The organism is Streptomyces sp. NPDC059224 (assembly GCF_042754285.1).
Classification (GTDB): domain Bacteria; phylum Actinomycetota; class Actinomycetes; order Streptomycetales; family Streptomycetaceae; genus Streptomyces.
On record NZ_JBHZAN010000010.1, the window covers coordinates 154608 to 172764 of the forward strand.

Annotated in this window: 15 protein-coding genes; 3 read left to right on the plus strand and 12 right to left on the minus strand. The window is 73.8% G+C overall.

Annotated elements, in window-relative coordinates:
• Positions 1 to 36 precede the first annotated feature (36 nt).
• Positions 37 to 696: a histidine phosphatase family protein gene (locus tag ACFXI4_RS12955; protein WP_384989958.1), complete on the minus strand. Its 660-nt coding sequence runs from the start codon at positions 694 to 696 to the stop codon at positions 37 to 39.
• 70 nt (positions 697 to 766) lie between these two features.
• Here ACFXI4_RS12955 and ACFXI4_RS12960 point away from each other — a divergent pair, with 70 nt between their 5' ends.
• Together ACFXI4_RS12960 and ACFXI4_RS12965 are read left to right on the plus strand one after the other, a co-directional pair.
• On the plus strand, positions 767 to 2251 hold the full coding sequence (locus ACFXI4_RS12960) for a bifunctional phosphatase PAP2/diacylglycerol kinase family protein (RefSeq protein ID WP_384989960.1): 1485 nt from the start codon (positions 767 to 769) through the stop codon (positions 2249 to 2251).
• Positions 2252 to 2376: 125 nt separating this feature from the next.
• On the plus strand, positions 2377 to 3192 hold the full coding sequence (locus ACFXI4_RS12965; RefSeq protein WP_384989962.1) for a class I SAM-dependent methyltransferase: 816 nt from the start codon (positions 2377 to 2379) through the stop codon (positions 3190 to 3192).
• 57 nt (positions 3193 to 3249) lie between these two features.
• On the opposite strand, the gene ACFXI4_RS12970 is transcribed toward ACFXI4_RS12965, so the two are convergent.
• The 3 genes from ACFXI4_RS12970 to ACFXI4_RS12980 all read right to left on the minus strand — a co-directional run bounded on the left by ACFXI4_RS12970 (position 3250) and on the right by ACFXI4_RS12980 (position 6575).
• Positions 3250 to 3942, minus strand: coding sequence for a GvpL/GvpF family gas vesicle protein (locus tag ACFXI4_RS12970; RefSeq protein ID WP_384989964.1), 693 nt, complete (start codon positions 3940 to 3942; stop codon positions 3250 to 3252).
• A gap of 64 nt (positions 3943 to 4006) precedes the next feature.
• Entirely contained in the window at positions 4007 to 5854 is a 1848-nt protein-coding gene (locus ACFXI4_RS12975) for a transketolase (protein WP_384989966.1), read from the minus strand.
• Positions 5855 to 6113: 259 nt separating this feature from the next.
• A complete protein-coding gene (locus ACFXI4_RS12980; RefSeq protein WP_384989968.1) occupies positions 6114 to 6575 on the minus strand; it encodes a phage holin family protein in 462 nt (153 codons plus the stop codon).
• Positions 6576 to 6662: 87 nt separating this feature from the next.
• Here ACFXI4_RS12980 and ACFXI4_RS12985 point away from each other — a divergent pair, with 87 nt between their 5' ends.
• Positions 6663 to 7013, plus strand: coding sequence for a VOC family protein (locus ACFXI4_RS12985; RefSeq protein WP_384989970.1), 351 nt, complete (start codon positions 6663 to 6665; stop codon positions 7011 to 7013).
• Here the strand turns inward: ACFXI4_RS12985 and ACFXI4_RS12990 are convergent, their stop codons facing one another.
• From ACFXI4_RS12990 to ACFXI4_RS13025, 8 genes are all read right to left on the minus strand, one after another.
• Complete coding sequence (locus ACFXI4_RS12990) at positions 7014 to 8987, minus strand: DUF5107 domain-containing protein (RefSeq protein WP_384990048.1); 1974 nt, start codon at positions 8985 to 8987, stop codon at positions 7014 to 7016.
• 74 nt (positions 8988 to 9061) lie between these two features.
• On the minus strand, positions 9062 to 9616 hold the full coding sequence (locus ACFXI4_RS12995) for a GNAT family protein (protein WP_362731156.1): 555 nt from the start codon (positions 9614 to 9616) through the stop codon (positions 9062 to 9064).
• Positions 9617 to 9647: 31 nt separating this feature from the next.
• Complete coding sequence (locus ACFXI4_RS13000; RefSeq protein ID WP_384989972.1) at positions 9648 to 10571, minus strand: LD-carboxypeptidase; 924 nt, start codon at positions 10569 to 10571, stop codon at positions 9648 to 9650.
• A complete protein-coding gene (locus ACFXI4_RS13005) occupies positions 10568 to 12502 on the minus strand; it encodes an LpqB family beta-propeller domain-containing protein (protein ID WP_384989973.1) in 1935 nt (644 codons plus the stop codon). The genes ACFXI4_RS13000 and ACFXI4_RS13005 overlap by 4 nt, the downstream gene beginning before the upstream one ends.
• A gap of 8 nt (positions 12503 to 12510) precedes the next feature.
• On the minus strand, positions 12511 to 13815 hold the full coding sequence (locus ACFXI4_RS13010; RefSeq protein WP_384989974.1) for a M20/M25/M40 family metallo-hydrolase: 1305 nt from the start codon (positions 13813 to 13815) through the stop codon (positions 12511 to 12513).
• Complete coding sequence (locus ACFXI4_RS13015) at positions 13808 to 14641, minus strand: M55 family metallopeptidase (RefSeq protein WP_384989975.1); 834 nt, start codon at positions 14639 to 14641, stop codon at positions 13808 to 13810. Before ACFXI4_RS13015 ends, ACFXI4_RS13010 begins: the two co-directional genes overlap by 8 nt.
• Before the next feature lie 91 nt (positions 14642 to 14732).
• Positions 14733 to 15458 carry a class I SAM-dependent methyltransferase gene (locus tag ACFXI4_RS13020; protein WP_384989976.1) on the minus strand — a complete coding sequence of 242 codons (726 nt, stop codon included), beginning with the start codon at positions 15456 to 15458 and terminating at the stop codon, positions 14733 to 14735.
• A gap of 129 nt (positions 15459 to 15587) precedes the next feature.
• Entirely contained in the window at positions 15588 to 18053 is a 2466-nt protein-coding gene (locus ACFXI4_RS13025; protein WP_384989978.1) for a SpoIIE family protein phosphatase, read from the minus strand.
• Positions 18054 to 18157: the final 104 nt, after the last annotated feature.

Here is an 18157-nt window from a genome sequence, read left to right on the forward strand (position 1 = left end):
CCCGAGGCCGAGGACATCCGCCCCCAGTGACGCAAGTCACTGGGCGCTGGACGGCACCGGCTCCCCCGCCGGCCCGCTCTCCCCCGTCGCCTCCACGACCGAGCCCTCCCAGGACACCGCCTTCCAGACGTCGGCCGGGGAGCCCTCCAGGACGACCACGCCGGTGTTGCCGAGGGGGCGGGCTGCGGCGAAGGCCACGTCGACGTTGTCGGCGCGGGCCGCCGCCCACAGCCGGATCGCGGCGCCGTGGCTGACCACGGCCACCGTCCCGGCGCCGCTCGCCGCGGCCTCCGCGATCACCGCGTCGTAGCGGGCCAGCGTCTCGCTCCCGGTCTCCCCGCCGGGCATGCGCAGCGCGGTGTCGCCGGCCGCCCAGGCGAACACGGTCCGCATGTACTCCTGGCCGCGCTCGGAGTGGCCCGGCAGCAGCTCCAGGTCGCCGGCGGAGACCTCGCGGACGCCGTCGCGGACGAGGGGCACGAGACCGCGGGCCGCTGCCAGCGGCGCGGCGGTGAGCTGGGTGCGGGTCAGGGTGGAGACGTAGAGGGCCTCGATGTCCTCGTCGGCCAGGGCCTCGGGCAGGGCCGCCGCCTGCTGCCGGCCGAGCGTGGTCAGACCGGGGCCCGGCACGGCGGTGTCGAGCAGGAAGTCGACGTTGGTCGGGGTCTGCCCATGACGTATGAGGAGCAGGCGCATCCAGGGGTCCTCTCACTCGACCGCACCGGGTACCGGCACGAAACAGCCACTTCAGGGTAACCGGACCCGCATGAGCCCAGATGTTGACCTGACCGTCCTGAAGCCCGGCCGGCACGCGCTGCGCGACCGGCTGCTCGCTCTCGACCTGAGGCTGTTCCAGGTGGCGGCCGAGCGGAACTGGCCGTTCGCCGAGCCGGTGCTCCCCCGGCTGAGCCGCGGCGCCAACCACGGCCTGCTGTGGTTCGCGGCGGCGGCCGGGGTGGCGGCGTCCCGCACCCCCCGGGCGCGGCGGGCCGCCGTCCGCGGCCTGGCGTCGCTCAGCCTGGCCTCCCTGACCATCAACACCCTCGGCAAGCGCTCGGTGCGCCGGTCCCGGCCGGTTCTGGACCCGGTGCCCGCGGTACGGCACCTGAAGCGGCAGCCGATCACCACCTCGTTCCCGTCCGGTCACGCCGCGTCGGCGGCGGCGTTCGCGGCCGGGGTCGCCCTGGAGTCCCCGGGATGGGGCGCGGTGGTGGCGCCGGTGGCGTTCTCCGTCGCGATGTCCCGCGTCTATACGGGCGTGCACTTCCCGAGCGATGTGCTGGCGGGGGCGGCCCTGGGTGTGGGTGCCGCGTTCGTCGTGCGCCGGCTGGTGCCGACCCGGGGCCAGATCGGGCCGCCGCCCAAGCCCCGGGCCGAGGCTCCGGCGCTGCCCGACGGGGAGGGGCTGGTGGTGGTGGCCAACCGGGCTTCGGGCAGTTCCGACCGGGTCCGGGCGCTGCACGACGAGTTGCCGAAGGCCGAACTGGTGGAGTGCGAGCCGGCCGAGGTGCGGGCCGAGTTGGAGAAGGCGGCGCTGCGGGCGCAGGCGCTCGGGGTGTGCGGCGGCGACGGCACCGTGAACGTGGCCGCCCGGATCGCGCTGCGGCACGGCCTGCCGCTCGCGGTGCTGCCCGGCGGCACCCTCAACCACTTCGCCTATGACCTGACCGTGGAGGGGGGTCGGGGCCTGGGCCGTGCGGTGCGCGACGGCGAGGCGGTCCGGGTGGACGTCGGCCGTTTCGCCTGCGAGGGCAAGGAGGGCATCTTCCTCAACACGCTGAGCCTCGGGGTGTATCCGGAGCTGGTGCGCGAGCGGGAGCGCTGGGCGCACCGCATCGGCGGCCGGCCCGCCGAGGTGCTGGCGGCGCTGCGCGTGCTGCGCACCGACCAGCATCCGCTGGAGGTCGAACTCGGCGGTTCGGCCCACCCGTTGTGGCTGCTGTTCGTCGGCAACTGCGTCTACCACCGGATGGGCCTGACGCCGGGCCGCCGTACCGACCTGGCGGACGGGCAGCTGGACGTGCGGGTGGTGCACGGCGGCCGGCATCCCGCGCTGCGCCTGCTCTCGGCCGCCGTCGCTGGCGCGTTGAGCCGCTCCCCCGCGCACGCGGAGGTACGGGTGAGCCGACTGCGTCTGACCGGTCTCAAGACCGGCACCCCGCTCGCGTACGACGGTGAGGTCACCGACGTGAAGGGCGAGGTGACGATCGACAAGCTGCCTGCGGCACTGACCGTCTACCGTCCGCACTGACTGGACGTCAGTCCACATAGTAGAACGCGGGTCTCATCATTCGGCATGCGGGCGTAGCGTGGCGGACACCGCGGGACGGGGCCGTCCGGCCCCGTCCGCCTGGTGTGAAGCGAAGGGGCTGAGCCATGTCGAAACCGCAGGAGACCGCCGTCTACACGCACGGGCACCACGAGTCGGTGCTGCGTTCCCACACCTGGCGCACCGCCGCCAACTCCGCGGCCTATCTGCTCGGTTCGCTCAAGCCCCACATGCGGATCCTGGACATCGGCTGCGGCCCCGGCACGATCACCGCGGACCTGGCGGAACTGGTCCCGGACGGCCGGGTCACCGGCGCCGACCACGCGCCGGGCATCCTGGAGCAGGCCCGGCGGACCGCCGCCGGACGCGGGCTGACGAACGTGGACTTCACGGTCGCCGACGTGCACGCTCTGGACTACCCGGACGACACCTTCTGCGTGGTCCACGCCCATCAGGTGCTCCAGCACGTGGGCGACCCCGTGCAGGCGCTCCGCGAGATGCGCCGGGTCACCAAGCCCGGCGGCTTCATCGCCGTACGGGACTCGGACTACGCGGCGATGACCTGGTACCCGGCGGTGCCGGGCCTGGACGACTGGCTGGAGCTGTACCGGCGGGTGGCCCGGGCCAACGGGGGTGAACCGGACGCCGGACGGCGGCTGAAGTCCTGGGCGCTGGCCGCGGGACTGACCGACATCACCGCCACCTCCGGCACCTGGACGTACAGCACGGCCGAGGAGCGGGCGTGGTGGGGCGGGCTGTGGGCCGACCGCACGGTCGCCTCCGCCTACGCCGAGCGGGCCACGGAGGGCGGCCACGCGACCGCCGGGGAGCTGCGGGCCGTCGCCGGGGCCTGGCGGGAGTGGGCGGTCCAGGACGACGGCTGGTTCACCGTCCTGCACGGCGAGATCCTCTGCCGCAAGTGAGTCCGCTCCCGCGGCCCGAGGCCAAGTTCTCGGCCTCGGGCCGCGGGAGCGGTCTCCTCAGGTCTTCGCGAAGGCCTTGGTGAAGTCGCCGGTGAACGAGTAGGCCGCCCAGGGGCCGCCGAGTTCCACACGCACGCCCGGTTCCTGGTCCTTCCAGCGGTCCACCAGTTCCACGAATCCCTCGCAGTCCGCGCGCGCCACCAAGTAGGCGGCGTTCAGCAGATGCCCTTCCGGAACACCGGCCGGCACCGCGCTCGGCGCGGGATGCAGCCGGACATCCGCGGCCTGCCGGGAGAGCCGCTCGTGCAGGGTGCGGGCGAATTCCGCGGCGGGCGCCGCCTCGGGCGGGTCGGCGTACAGCGTGACGCCCCATTCGACCATGCCGTCGAGCCGGTCGAGGGTGTGCAGGATGTCGGCCTCGTGGGTCTCCATCATGGTCCGTACGGCGCTGTCGTCGGGGAAGACCGTGGCGGGCCGCAGCGGCAGCGGGGTGGTGACCGTGCTGAGCGCGCAGACCACGCCCTGGTGGGCGCGGGTGGTCGCGGCCAGCCAGTCGCGGTCCGCCAGGTGGTCCCGCAGGGGCGCCTCGCCGAAGTCGCCCTCGGGGACCGTGCTGACGACGGCGACCAGGCCGTGGTGCCTGAGCAGCCCGGGCGGGGCGCCGGCCACGCCGGTGAGCTCGGCCTGCAGGGCCGCCGCGAAGGGGCGGCAGAGGGCGTAGACGTACCGGAGTCCGCTCTGTCGGGTCATGGGCCCTCCTCACGTCGCGGTCCGCGCCGGGCCGTCGGCGCCACCACCGCCGCGGCGCCGCCGGTCATCGCACGACCGCCTCTTCGACCAGCATCCGGCCGGCCGTCGCGATGGCCTCGGCGTCGATGCCCGCCGCGTGCAGCTGCTGGTCGGGCGCGGCCGAGCCGGGCATGGTCCGCACGGCGAGCCGTACCAGGCGCGGTACCGGCCGGCCGTCCGCGAAGGCCTCGGCGACCGCGTCGCCGAGCCCGCCCTCCTCGTGGTGGTCCTCGACGGTGAGCAGACAGCCGGTCTCCTCGGCGGCCAGGCGCAGGGTCTGCCGGTCGACGGGCTTGACGGAGTACAGGTCGACGACCCGGATCCGGATGCCGTCCTCGGCGAGCGCGTCGGCGGCCTTCAGCGCCTCGTGCAGGGTGACCCCGGCGGCGACCACGGTCAGCCGGTCCGCGTCGGAGGAGCGCAGCACCTTGGATCCGCCCACCGGGAACTCCTCGTCCGGTCCGTAGATCACCGGGTGCGCGCCGCGCGAGGTGCGCAGGTAGCGGATGCCCTCCAGCCCGGCCATGGTCGCGACGAGCTTGGCGGTCTGGTTGGCGTCACAGGGGTAGAGCACGGTCGAGCCGTACAGCGAGCGGAACATCGCCAGGTCCTCCAGGCCCATCTGGGAGGGCCCGTCCTGGCCGATGGCGACACCCGCGTGCGAGCCGACCAGGTTGATCCCGCTGCCGCTGATCGCGGCCATGCGGACGAAGTCGTGGGCCCGGGTGAGGAAGGCGGCGAAGGTGGCCGCGTAGGGCACCCAGCCGCGGACGGCCATGCCGACCGCGCCCGCCACGAGCTGCTGTTCCGCGATGTAGAACTCGAAGTAGCGGTCGGGGTGTTCCTTACCGAAGAACTCGGTACGGGTGGAGTCGCCGACCTCGCCGTCCAGCGCGACGACGTCGGCGCGGGCGGTGCCGAGCGCGGCCAGCGCCTTGCCGAAGGCGTCGCGGGTGGGGACCTCGTCCCCCTCCTCGTAGCGGGGCAGTTCGAGCGCGCCGGTGGGCACGGAGTGCAGGGCGCGGGCCGCCGGAGGCTCCTGCACATGGAGGCGGAGGTCCCGCATCCCGCCCAGTTCGGCGATGGCCTCCTCGGGGTCCGGCAGCGGCTTGCCGTGCATGCCCTCACGGTCCTCGACGGCGGCGACGCCCCGGCCCTTGCGGGTGCGGGCGAGGATCGCGGTGGGCTGTCCCGCGGTGGCCGTGGCCTCGGCGCAGGCGCGGTCGACGGCGTCCACGTCATGGCCGTCGACCTCCACGGTGTGCCAGCCGAAGGCCTGGAAACGGCGGGCGTAGGCGTCCAGGTCGTGGCCGTGCCGGGTGGGTCCGCGCTGGCCCAGCCGGTTGACGTCGACGATCGCGATGAGGTTGTCGAGATGCTCGTACCCGGCGTGCTCGGCGGCCTCCCACACGGAGCCCTCGGCCATCTCGCTGTCCCCGCACAGTACCCAGACCCGGTAGGGGCCGTGCTCCAGCCGCTTCCCCGACAGCGCGATGCCGACGCCGACCGGCAGGCCCTGGCCGAGGGAGCCGGTGGCGGTCTCGACCCAGGGCAGCCGGCGCGGGGTGGGGTGCCCCTCCAGGTGGGAGCCGAGCTTGCGGAAGGTGAGCAGTTCGGCGTCGTCGATGGCGCCGACCGCCTTGTACGCGGCGTACAGCAGGGGTGAGGCGTGCCCCTTGGAGAGGATGAGGCGGTCGTTGCCGGGGTGGGCGGGCCGGTCGAAGTCGTAACGCAGATGGCGGGCCAGCAGGACGGCCATCAGGTCGGCGGCGGACATCGACGAGGTCGGATGCCCGGACTCTGCCGCGGCGGCCGCCCGCACGCTGTCCACACGCAACTGCTGGGCGAGTTCGACGAGTTCGGCGGTGTTCATGAGACTCCTTCGGAGGGAGTGTCCGTAGCGGTTCCGGAGGCTTTCGACGGCTCCGGCGGACCCGGTACAGGCGGTCACGGTCCGGGGTCGGCGGCTCACGGTGCGCCTCCGGGAACGCGTCCGGGTTCCGAGGCTTCCCACGTAACCGTAGGCGGGACCGTCAAACGCCGCCCGCCGAGAGCGCCCCGCCCGCCGCACGCCGAGCCGTGCGGCCGGCCGCGCGCGTGCGCGGCCCGCCACACGGCGGGGGTGCCGGGCCTCAGACCGGACGGCGCGGTGCGTCCGGGCCGGCGTCGGGCGTGACCGGGGTGACCGGCGTGATCGGCGGTACCGGCGGCTGCGCCGGCACGGGCGGGTACGGCAGACCCAGCCCACCGGGCGGCCCCGCGGGGGCGCTGCCGCCGATGACCCGGCGGGGAGCGTGCGGGTGGCTGGGCCGGGCGGCCTTCCGCAGCAGCGCGGCGACCGCGCCCAGGAGTGCGGCGGTGACCAGCGCCGCGGCCCACCCCGGCAGCACGGTCGCCAGCGCCAGGCCCACGGCGGCCGACACCGCCGCGCCGGCGTACAGGGCGACCGCACCGGAGGCGCCGTAGAGCAGGGCGGTGCGCCGCCGCTTGCGGCCCTGCTCGCGGAGCTCATCCCGTACGGTCTCGCGTGCGACCTGTGCCAGTTCGTCGACGAGGTCCTTGTCCAGATGTTCGAGATGATCCAGATGTTCCATGCGCTCCGGGTACCCGGACGGGAAAAGCCGTAACAGGAGATCACCGGAGGTGGCCTCTTCCCGCCCGGCGCCAACTAGGCTCGTCGCATGGAGATTCTGGGCGCCTCCCTGCGCATCTGCGTCGACGACCTCGAAACCGCGATCCCGTTCTACGAACGCCTCTCCGGGGGCAGAGCCCTGCGTTTCGAACGCGGGGGCGTCCAGGTCGCCGCGGTCGGCTCCTTCCTCCTGATGAGCGGCCCGGAGGCGGAGCTGGAGGTGCTGCGCAAGGTGACCGCGACGATCGCGGTGCAGGACGTCGAGGCGGCCCACCGGCTGCTGGACGACCTGGGCGCCCGCATCCTCGCAGGGCCGGTGCCCACCCCGGCCGGCCGCAACCTGCTCGCGATGCATCCCGACGGCTCGGTCTTCGAGTACGTCGATCAGCACCCTGCCTGATCAGGGGTTGCCCGGCCGCATCCGGAAGTCGTAGCGGCCGGGCAGCGGCCCGTCACCGAGCCGCGCCCACAACCGGTCGACGGTTTCGGCCCCTTCCCGCAGGTCGGCGACCTCGAACCCGTCCTCGAACACGGCCCGGGCCGCGGCCCGCCGCCCCTCGGCGAGCAGCAGCTCCGCCTGGAGGAGCCGGAACCGGCCGCGCTCCCGGACGGCCGGGGGCAGGGCCTCCCAGACGGTGCGCGCGTCCGCGGCCCGGCGCACCCGCAGCAGCGCTTCGAGTGCCTCGCGGCCGAGCGCGGCGGCCGCCGCCGTCCAGGCCTCGCCGTCGTCGCGGCGCTCCCGGCTCAGGTCGTCGAAGGCGTCGGCGTACCGTTCGGCGGCCCGCTCGTGGTGCCCGTACTCCTGGTCGGCGACGGCGAGACAGCGCAGCAGCGGCCACAGGGACGGTGCGAGCCGGAGGGCCCGCTCCCAGCTGCGGACGGCCTGGGCCCGGTCGCCGGCGTGCCACTGGGCGACGCCGAGGTGGTACTCGGTGTGCGGGGTCGCGGGGGCCGTCTCCAGCATGTCCCGCCAGTGCGGGGCGACCAGGGTGGGGCCCGGCGGCCGGACCCGACGGGGTTCGGGCAGCGTGCCGGTGTGCAGCAGCTCCCGCCAGGGCCGCTGCTCCTCGCCGAGCGTCGACTCCGGGAACGGCGTGCCGGGCAGCTTCCAGTCGGTGCGCAGGACTTCGAGGGCGCCCCAGCCGGAACCGGTCGCGAGGATCTCGCCGGGTGCGGTGTCGGCACACGGCTGCCAGGCCGCGTACGCGGCGTCGAGCGCGCCGCGGGGCAGGGCGTCCGCCAGCCTCGCCTCGACCCTCTGCGTGACCGGGTCCGCCGCCGTCCCCGGCGCCACGGACAGCGGTCCGTACGCCTCCAGCCAGGAGACCTCGCTCTCCGCCTCCAGCCGGACGTGCTCCAGCTGGGTGCGGGCCGGCCCGGCCTGGATCTCGCGGTAGCCGCCGGTACCGGGCCCGCCGAGCCATTCCTGCCAGCGCCTGCCGCCGGGGCCCGAGCCCCACACGAACAGCTTCCGGCCGCGCAGTCCGTCGGTCGAGGTCTGCACCAGCCCGTGCCCGGCCGCGTCCAGCGCGGCGATCCAGCGGCGCCGGCCGTCCGGCAGGTCGTAGAAGTAGTCGGTGGCGTACGGGTGCGGGGTGTCGTACGGCGGAACGGGCACCCGGCGCAGCCTGCGGTCCGGTCCGAACTCCCAGGCCTCCGCGGCCGGCACCACGACCCGGCGGTCCTCCGGAACAGCCGTGTTGGACCACCAGTACAGCGGCGCCGGGCGTTCGTGCGGATTGCGGACGCGGACGCCGACGTACAGGAAGTCGGAGCCGTCCGGCAGCCACAGGTCGACCTGGAAGGGCAGGTCGCGCAGCCGCTCCCACTCCCACAGCCGGAGCATCTCACCGCCGTCGGGGGCGGGGACCCGGGCCGCGTGCAGCGGGGCGCAGGAGAGCGTGGTGTGGCCGGTGGCACCGATGTTCCATTCGATGCCACCGGCGTACCAGGCACCGTTGAGGGCGAAGTTGGCCGGCTGGAACACCGGGTTGCGGTAGAGGAGTTCACGGCCGGTGGGCAGCTGGACGAGGGAGGCGACACGGCCGCCCAGGCCGGGCAGGACGGTGGCGCGCAGCCGGTCGTTCTCGATCACGAGCGCGTCGAGGGCACGGGGTGCGCGGGTTCTGCCGTAGCCGTCGCGGATCCGTACCGGCAGCAGGCTGCGCAGCGGCTCGTAGCCGATCTGCCGGGCCATGTCCGCGGGCAGGTCCTCCCGGTCGCGTTCGTCGACCCGGTGGTCCCCCACCGCCCCAAAGGCGTGAGCGGTGCCCCCGTCGTCGAGGGGGCGGAGCGGGGGGAGCGGGTTGTCCGGGCCCAGCTCCGCCGCGGGCAGGTTCAGTACCTCACGTCGGATCCTCGTCACGATCGCCATGGAACCGGGCACGGGGCGAGCTGACCAGGGGAGCTGCCGGTCAGGATTCCGCAAAGGCCGCTCCGGTGGCTCGGTCAGCGCATCTCGGCGGTGATCGCCCACCGCTCGTGGTCGCGCCAGGCCCCGTCGATGTAGATCATCTTGGGTGAGAAGCCCTCCAGCCGGAACCCGGCGCCGCGCGCGAGCGCGATGGAGGCGGCGTTGCCGGGCTGGACGTTGATCTCCAGCCGGTGCAGCCGCATCGGTCCGAAGGCGTGGTCCACGACCAGCCCCATCGCCTCCCGCATCAGCCCGCGCCCGGCCGCGTGCGCGAACACCCCGTAGCCGAGGGCACCGCACTGGAAGCCGCCCTCGACGATGTTGTTGATGTTGATGAACCCGGCGATCGCCCCGCCGTGCTCCGCTCCGTCCTTCTCACAGACCAGGAACCCGGCCTTGGTGCGGTCCTCGATCAGCCGGCCCGCGTAGCCGGCGTAGGCGGCGTCCGTGGTGGGCGGGAACAGCCACGGCTGGTGGAGGTCCTTGCTCTCCCGGGCCCGGGCGATGAACTCGGCGCCGTCCTCGTAGCTGTAGTGGCGGATGCCCACGCGAGGGCCCTCGGCGAGATGACGGGAAGCGATGTGCGGCATCCGGCCACCCTATGCAAGGCCGGCCACGGCGTCACCGCAGCGCCGGTTCCACCAGGGTGAGTGTGCCTGCGTCCGCGTCCAGATCCGCGGCCACGCCGAGCGGCACGGTCAGGGCCGACTCGCAGTGCCCGAAGCCGAACTCCTCCACCACCGGTACCCCGAGCCCGCCGAGCCGGTCGGCGAGCACCGCCCGCACCCCCTCGTACGGCCCGCACCGGTCCCAGGACCCGAGCAGGATCCCGGCCACGCCGTCGAGCCGGCCGGACCGCAGCAGCTGGGTGATGCTCCGGTCGAGGCTGTACGGCTGCTCGCCCACGTCCTCCAGCAGGAGCAGCCCGCCGCGCGCGCCGGGGTGGGTGTGCGGGGTGCCGATGCCGGTCGCGAGCAGGCGCAGGCACCCGCCGACCGTGACACCCCGGGCCCGGCCGGGCACCAGGGAGCGGCCCCGGCCGGTGACGGTGCGGACCGTCTCCGGGGCGAACAGGGTGGCCCGCAGGTGCTCCTGCGCCTCGGTGCTCTTGACGAAGTCGGCGCCCGCGGCCACCGGCCCGTACAGGGTGGCGAGCCCGAGCCGGACGGCGAACGCCTCGTGCAGCACGGTCGCGTCGCTGAAGCCGACGAACACCTTCGGCCCGGCGGCCCGCATCGCCCCCCAGTCGAGCAGGTCCACCAGGCGCTGGGCGCCGTAGCCACCGCGCGCGCAGAGCACGGCGGACACGGTCGGGTCGCACCAGGCCCGCTGGAGATCGGCGGCCCGGTCGGCGTCGGAGCCCGCGAGGTACCCCAACTCGCCCCCCTCGGCTAGCACATGGGGCGCCACCACCGGGTCGAGATCCCAGCCGCGCAGGATGTCGAGGCCCGCCTGGAGCCGCTCCTCCAGCACCGGCCCGCTCGGCGCCACCACGGCGACCCGGGCTCCGGGGGCGAGTCTCGACGGCCGTACCAGCTCTCTCACTTCACCAGCTCCAACTCGGGGATGCCGGACACGCTCAGCCCGAACACCTGGGCATACAGGGCGAGTTCGGCCTCCAGGGCGCGCACCATGGTCTCGGCGCGGCGGAAGCCGTGGCCCTCGCCGGGGAAGGTGAGGTACGCGTGCGGCACCCGCCGTCCGTCGAGGCTCGCGAGGAAGCGTTCGCACTGCACGGGCGGGCAGATCACGTCGTCCAGGCCCTGGAGCAGCAGGAAGGGCGCGCTGAGCCGGTCGGCGTGCTCGCTGGGCGAGCGTTCCGCGTACCGCTCGGGGACCTCGGCCAGCGGCCCGATCAGTGACTCCAGGTACCGGGACTCGAAGTCGTGGGTCTCCCCCGTGCCCCAGCCGGTGAGGTCGAGGATGGGGTAGGCGATGGTGCCGCAGGCGTAGACGTCGGTGCCGGTCAGTGAGGCCGCGGCGGTCCAGCCGCCGGCGCTGCCGCCCCGGATCGCCAGCCTGGCGCGGTCGGCGGTGCCCTCCTCGGCGAGGGCGAGGGCGACGGCCGCGCAGTCCTCCACGTCGACCACGCCCCACTGCTCGCGCAGCCGGTTGCGGTACTCCCGTCCGTACCCGGTGGAGCCTCCGTAGTTGACCTCGGCGACCCCGATGCCACGGGAGGTGAAGTAGCCGATCGCCAGGTCGAGAACGAGGGGCGCCCGGCTGGTGGGACCGCCGTGGGCCCAGACGACGTACGGTGGCAGCTCGCCCTCGGGGGCGGTGTGGCCGGGATGGTGGGGCGGGTAGATGTGGGCGTGCACCTCGCGGCCGCCCGGGCCGGTGAAGGTGCGGACCCGCGGCTCGGGGTAGTGGGCGGGGTCGACCGGATCCCGGTGCGCGGCGCCGACGACCCGGGCACGGCCGCTCGCGGTGTCGAGTTCGATCACCTCGTACGCGGTGCGCGGGCTCGCGCCGACCGCCACGACACGGGTCCCGTGCGCCGCGAGGGTGGGGGCGAACTCGGTCCAGGGACCGGCGGCGTCGACGAGTTCGCCGGATTCCGGGTCGAGTATCCCGAGTCTGGTAGACCCCCGGCCGTGCACGACGGCGATCAGCCCGCTGTCCAGGGGGGCGAACCAGCGCTGGCCGAGCTTCCAGAGCGGCCCGGCGAACTCCTCCTCGCGCGGGCAGAGCGGGGTGCCGTCGCGGTAGAGGTTCCACCAGCCGCTGCGGTCGCTCGCGTACAGCAGCCGGCCGTCCTTCGACCACTCGGCCTGCGCGACCGACTCCTCGGGGCCGCCCGCGACCGTGCGGACGGCGTGCAGCGCGCCGTCGTCGCCGACCTCGCCGACCAGCAGCTCCGTGCCGTCCCACGGCATCCGCGGATGGTCCCAGGCGAGCCAGGCGGCTCGCCGCCCGTCGGGCGACAGACGCGGACCGGTCACGAACCGGTGCCGGTCGCCGATGAGTTCGCGTACGGCGGCCCGGTCCTCGGCGGCCGACCCGTCCAGCGGGACTGCGGCGATCACCCGCCGCACGTCGCCGGGGCCGTCACCGGTGAACTCCTCAAGGACGCACCAGACCTCGCCCCGCTCCGGCAGCAACCGCGGTTCGGCGAACCGGAGCCCGGGCGGCGTCAGCGGGCGGGGCTCGGCGCCCGCCTCGTACCGGTACAGGCGCTGGTCGTCGAAGTGGACGAAGACCAGCAGCGGTTCACCGCCGGCCGCGGGCACCGCACCGGCCCAGGGCTGCCCGCCGTACTCGATGACCCGGCTGCGGACGTTCCACGGCGCGGGCAGCACGGACTCCCGGGTGCTGCCGCGCACCAGGGTCCGGCGCCCGCCCTCCCGCGGGCGGGGTTCGGTCCACCAGGTCTCGCCGCCGACGAAGCCCACCCATTCGGGGCTGCCGTCGTGCGACGCGGCCAGGGCCGCGTCGATGGGCGAGGGCCAGGAGCCGTACGGCTTCGTCTCCACGATGTCTCCTATGCCGTGCGCAGGAAGCGGTCCAGGACCCGGACGCCGAAGTGCAGGGCCTCGACGGGGACGCGTTCGTCCACGCCGTGGAACATGGCCTGGTAGTCGTAGCCCTCGGGCAGCCGGAGCGGTGTGAAACCGTAGCCGGTGATGCCGAGCCGGGAGAACTGCTTGGCGTCGGTGCCGCCCGACATGCAGTAGGGCACCACATGCCCTTCGGGCGCGAACTTCTCGACGGCGGCGCGCATCCGGGCGTACGTCGGCGAGTCGAGGGGTGCCTGGAGGGCGACCTCGCGGTGGTGGAACTCCCAGTCGACGTCGGGTCCGGTGAGCCGGTCCAGAGTGTCGCGGAACTCCTCCTCGGTGCCGTGCAGATGGCGTCCGTCGACATAGGCGACGGCCTCGCCGGGGATGACGTTGACCTTGTAACCGGCGGTCAGCATGGTCGGGTTGGCGCTGTTGCGGACGGTGGCCTCGACCAGCTTGGCGGCCGGCCCGAGCTTGGCGAGGAGCAGGTCGACCTGGGTGAGGTCGGGCTCGACGCCGTAGAGGGCGGCCAGTTCGGTGAGGGCGGCGGTGACTGTCGGGGTGAGCCGGAGCGGCCAGCTGTGCTCGCCGATGCGGGTGACGGCGGCGGCGAGCCGGGTGACCGCGTTCTCCTTGTTGACCTTGGAGCCGTGTCCGGCGCGCCCGTGCGCGGTGAGCTTCAGCCACCCGGTGCCGCGCTCGCCCGCCGCGATGGGGTAGAGCTCCCGGCCCAGGCCGTCGTGGAAGGTGAAGGCGCCCGACTCGCTGACGCCCTCGGTGCAGCCCTCGAACAGCTCGGGGTGGTGGTCGGCGAGGAACCCTGAGCCGTCCCTCGCGCTGGCCTCCTCGTCGGCGGTGAACGCGACGACGATGTCCCGGCGCGGCCGTACCCCCTCCCGGGCCCAGGCCCGCACCACGGCCAGGATCATCGCGTCCATGTTCTTCATGTCGACGGCGCCCCGGCCCCAGACCACCCCGTCGCGGACCTCCCCCGAGAAGGGGTCGACCCGCCAGTCCGCGGCCTGTGCGGGCACCACGTCGAGGTGACCGTGGACGAGGAGCGCGTCCGCGGCCGCGTCCGTCCCCTCGATGCGGGCGACGACGTTGGTACGGCCCTCGGTCCGCTCCAGGAGGATCGGCTCCAGACCGGCTCCCGCCAGCTGTTCGGCCGCGTACTCGGCGGCGGGCCGCTCCCGGCATGCGCCGTCGCCGAAGTTGCTGGTGTCGATCCTGATCAGCTCGGAGGTGAACCGGACCACCTCGTCCAGCGCCTGCTCGTCAGCCATACTGCTCCTCCACCGCGGACGAGACGATCGTGGTGACCGCCTTGAAGGTGCGGATGCCGTCGTACATGGTCTCCTCGGTGTACGCCACCTTCCGCTCGCCGGTCCGCTGCACCCCGGGCACGACGGTGGCGGAGAGGGCGAGGTGCTCGGCGTCGAACTCGAGGGCGACCGTGAACGGCCCGCCGGTCACGGGTTCGTGGCGCACCGCGAGCCCGGCCGCGTCCCTGGCGGCGGCGCGGATGTCGGCTGCCGTCCTGGCGGGCGTCCGGCACTTGGCCGCGTACCTGGACACATGGTCCTTGACAGCGACCTTGAGGGCCTCGGGCGCGTAGCCGAGGGCGTCCTCGCAGGCCAGATCGTCGCCGGTGACAAGGACGACCGGGACGCCGTACTCGGCGACGACGTGGGCGTTGAGCAGTCCCTCACTGGCGCGCACGCCGTTCAGCCAGACGCCGGTGATGGAGTTGGCGAGATAGGTGTGGGCGAGGACGCCCTCCATGCCGGCGCCGGTGTGGTAGCCGATGAAGGCGATGCCGTCGACGTCGCCGTGCTGGACGCCCTCCACCATGGAGAGGGCCTTGTGGCGGCCGGTGATCATCTCGGCGCGGTCGTCGAGCTGCTCCAGGAGCAGGTTGCGCATGCTCCAGTGGGCCTCGTTGATGAGGACCTCGTCGGCACCGCCGTCGAGGAAGCCGAGGACGGCGGCGTTGACGTCCGAGGTGAACATCGACCGGCACCGCTCCCACTGCGGCGTGCCGGGCAGTACGTCGCCGGGCCAGGTCACCCCGGTGGCGCCCTCCATGTCGGCGCTGATGAGGATCTTCATGGTGCGCCACGTTACGCGCCCGTACGGCCACCGGCCAGGAAGCGGGCCGCCGCCCCTCGGCGGCGGCCCGGCCGGCGGTCAGTTCGGGCGGTCAGTTCGGGCGGCCGGTCACCAGCCACTTCGACGGCAGCACGATCTGCTCGCCGTCGGGGGTGAACTCGGTTGTCATCAGGGGAAGTTCGCCGCCGGCGAGGATGGTGAGGCCGGCGTTTTCCAGGTACTCGGGCACCGCGCCGTCGGCGACCTCACCGGGGGCGATGCCGTGCCGGAAGATCGGGGCGAGCTTGGCAGGGGGGCCGGACGGACTCTGGGCGAGGCCGCCGAGGACGGGGCGGGCGGTCTCGGAGAGCTCGACGAGGAAGGCCCGGCCGCGATCGCCGACGAGCGTGGCGACGGCGTCGGCCAGCAGCTGCCGGTCGTCGGGCTCGCACTGGTGCAGGACGCCTCGCATGTAGATGTTGGCGTCGCCGAGTTCGGCGTGCAGGGCCTCGGCCTCGGTCTTCTCGACCGCGTCCAGCTGCCGGTAGCGGGCCAGTCCGGCCGGGTCGGCGTGCCGGGCGTGCGCCAGGGCGGCCTCGGCGATGTCGGTGCCCAGCACGCGCGGGAAACGGCCGGCGAGGAAACGGGTCTGGGTGCCGTTGCCGCAGCCCAGGTCGACCAGCGGCAGGCCGGGGTCGATGAGGTGGGGCTCGAGGAGGGGGACGTGGACGGCGGCGGTGACGCCCGGTTCCGCGTCCCAGAACACCGCTCCCGTCCCCTCGGGCGCTTCACGCCAGAAGCCCTCCCAGGCGTTCCGGTACCGACTCGTCACGCTCATGCCCAACTCCCCGGGGTGTGACCGCAGAAGGCCGCCGTATGTGACGGGCCAGTACGGTTTACCCTGCGCCGGTTTCGGCCACAAGCGCCCGGCGCGCTCCTTCACCGCGCATTCGGCGAACGTGCGTCTTCAGCGGCGCCGTGAGGTGAGTTCGAACCAGACGGTCTTCCCGGCGGCCGTACGGCTGCTGCCCCACTCCCGGGCCAGCGTGCTGACCACCCGCAGTCCGCGCCCGGCCTCGGCGCCGGAGTCCCTGCCCAGCAGGGTCGGCAGCGTGTGGTCGTCGTCGTCGACCTCGCACAGCAGGGTCTCGTCACGGATCAGCCGGAGCTGGACCGGGCGGCTGTGGGAGTGCCGTATCGCGTTGGTGACGAGTTCGCTGACCATCAGCTCGGCGGGGTCGGCGAGCCGGGCCAGGCCCCAGTCGTGCAGCTGTTCGCGGACGGCCGCGCGGGCCCTGCGGACCTCGGCGGGGTCGAGGGCGAGCCGCCACTCGGCGACGTCGTCCGGCTCGATGCCGTTGAGGCGGGTCATCAGCAGGGCGACGTCGTCCTTACGGTCGCCGCGGCCCGTCTTCGAGAAGGTCGCGGCCAGGGTGCGGACGATGGTGTCGCAGGCATCGTCCATGGAGGCGGCCGGGTGGGCGGCGGACTCGCAGAGGGCGGCGAGGCCGACACCGATGTCCTCGCCGCGCATCTCGACCAGTCCGTCGGTGCACATCACCAGCCGGTCACCGGGCTCCACCCGCACCCTCAGCGACTCGAAGGCGACCCCGCCGACGCCGATGGGCGCCCCGGTGGGCAGGTCGAGGAGTTCGCTTCGGCCGTCCACGGCACGGACCAGCACGGGCGGGATGTGGCCCGCGTTGGCGAGGTGGAGTTCGCTCTCGATCGGGTCGTAGACGGCGTAGAGACAGGTGGCGAGGTAGCCGTCGCCGAGGCGCTGGGCGAGGTCGTCCAGGTTGCGCAGGAGCTGGGCGGGCGGCAGGTCCAGGGCCGCCATGGTCTGGACGGCGGTCCGCAGCTGGCCCATCATCGCGGCCGAGTGGAGGCCGTGGCCCATGACGTCGCCGACAACCAGGGCGGTGCGGGCGCCGGGGAGCTTCACGGAGTCGAACCAGTCGCCGCCGACCCGTCCGAGCAGGGTGCCAGGCAGGTACCGGGTGGCGATGTCACAGCCCGCCATGCGCGGCGGGATGTGCGGCAGCATGCTGTCCTGGAGGGTCTCCGCGACGCTCTCCTGGAAGGTGTACATGCGCGCGTTGTCGAGCACGAGGCCGGCGCGGGCGGCGAGTTCGGCTCCGGTGACGCGGTCCATGTCGTTGAACGTCTCGCGCTCGGGGTGGCGCAGCAGGATCATGAAACCCAGCACGACGTTGCGGGCCTTGAGCGGAACGACCAGCATCGAGCGGCCGGTGATCAGCGGCCGGATGTCGCGCTTTTCGAACTGCGAGGCGATGGCGTGGCCCATCTCCACGCTGATGCGCGGGACCAGGACCGGCTCACCGCTGGTCATGCACTGGAAGAACGGCGTGTGCGCGGGGAACGGCATGGCCTCGCCGACCGGCACGACGTCGTCCCAGCGGCCGGGCTCGTCGGTGTGCTCCAGGGCCACCCGGTGCCACATGGTGGTGGTGTCGGGCACGCCCCCCTGGAACCCCTCCCCGGCGACGACCTGTTCGCGCAGATAGGTGCCGGCGACATCGGTGAAACGGGGTACGACCGCCCTGCTGACCTCGATGATGGTCCGGGACAGGTCGAGCGAGGTGCCGATCCTCCCGCTGACCTCGTTGAGGAATTCCAGGCGCTCGCGGACGGCCGCGTGCTCCAGGTCCTCGCCCTCGTCGCCGGTGAGGCCGGCGGGCGGCGGGAGGCCCTGGGCGGCCGCCCGGGCGGCACGCTCTCGACGGGCCTGGCGCTCGGCGCGCCGGGCGACACCCCAGTCGGGGGTGACGGGGACCCGGTCGTTCTGGCTGAACTCCAGGATGGGATAGCCGAGTTCGAGAACCTGGGCGACGATCCGCGCGCTCTCGTCGACGCTCATGCTGGGCAGGATCTCGGGGAGCCGGCGGGCGAGTTCCTCGGCGCCGGGGAAGTCGGTGTGCAGGGCGAATCCGGGCGCGACGCGCTCGAAGGCGACGTCCTCGGCGCGCTCGGACCGGCGCAGCCGCCCGGCGTCGGCGGCGAGCACCAACAGCCGCTCCTCGCCGGGTCCGACCAGCGGATACGCCCACCACAGCACATCGACGCGGTCGCGGTCCGGCACGGTCAGCCGGGCCCGGCCGGCGGCCGGGAAGTTGAGCCGTCCGTCGAGAGAGGACTCCAGGTCGGGGCCGAGTCCGTCGTAGGCCGCGTAGGCGCCGTACAGGGTTATCTCGTCGTCCTCGGGGAGCGCCCCGGAGACCGGCAGCAGGTCCAGGACGGGGCGGCCGATCGCCTGTTCCCTGACGGCGCCGAACAGCCGGCGCGCGCCGGTGCTCCAGTGGGAGACCCGCCCGTCGCGGCCGACGACCACCACGGCCAGGGGGATACGGCCGGACGCGCCCTCCCCGGCACCGAGACTGGGAGGTCCGTCCCGCTCGCCGCCATGGTTCATGGCCCAGGCCCTCTCTCCCCACGGCTCCGCAAAGATCTGTGCCGCCCGCCACTACCGTACGGTGGCCGCCGGTTGCGATGTGTGCCAATTCTGGAATTGGTATC

Excerpts from the sequence above, each read along its gene's own strand:
- ACFXI4_RS12975 (WP_384989966.1), bottom strand. The coding sequence starts at position 5,854 with ATGAACACCGCCGAACTCGTCGAACTCGCCCAGCAGTTGCGTGTGGAC.
- ACFXI4_RS12960 (WP_384989960.1), top strand. The coding sequence starts at position 767 with ATGAGCCCAGATGTTGACCTGACCGTCCTGAAGCCCGGCCGGCACGCG.
- ACFXI4_RS13015 (WP_384989975.1), bottom strand. The coding sequence starts at position 14,641 with ATGAAGATCCTCATCAGCGCCGACATGGAGGGCGCCACCGGGGTGACC.
- ACFXI4_RS12970 (WP_384989964.1), bottom strand. The coding sequence starts at position 3,942 with ATGACCCGACAGAGCGGACTCCGGTACGTCTACGCCCTCTGCCGCCCC.
- ACFXI4_RS12985 (WP_384989970.1), top strand. The coding sequence starts at position 6,663 with ATGGAGATTCTGGGCGCCTCCCTGCGCATCTGCGTCGACGACCTCGAA.
- ACFXI4_RS12965 (WP_384989962.1), top strand. The coding sequence starts at position 2,377 with ATGTCGAAACCGCAGGAGACCGCCGTCTACACGCACGGGCACCACGAG.
- ACFXI4_RS13025 (WP_384989978.1), bottom strand. The coding sequence starts at position 18,053 with ATGAACCATGGCGGCGAGCGGGACGGACCTCCCAGTCTCGGTGCCGGG.
- ACFXI4_RS13020 (WP_384989976.1), bottom strand. The coding sequence starts at position 15,458 with ATGAGCGTGACGAGTCGGTACCGGAACGCCTGGGAGGGCTTCTGGCGT.
- ACFXI4_RS12955 (WP_384989958.1), bottom strand. The coding sequence starts at position 696 with ATGCGCCTGCTCCTCATACGTCATGGGCAGACCCCGACCAACGTCGAC.
- ACFXI4_RS12980 (WP_384989968.1), bottom strand. The coding sequence starts at position 6,575 with ATGGAACATCTGGATCATCTCGAACATCTGGACAAGGACCTCGTCGAC.
- ACFXI4_RS12995 (WP_362731156.1), bottom strand. The coding sequence starts at position 9,616 with ATGCCGCACATCGCTTCCCGTCATCTCGCCGAGGGCCCTCGCGTGGGC.
- ACFXI4_RS12990 (WP_384990048.1), bottom strand. The coding sequence starts at position 8,987 with ATGGCGATCGTGACGAGGATCCGACGTGAGGTACTGAACCTGCCCGCG.
- ACFXI4_RS13010 (WP_384989974.1), bottom strand. The coding sequence starts at position 13,815 with ATGGCTGACGAGCAGGCGCTGGACGAGGTGGTCCGGTTCACCTCCGAG.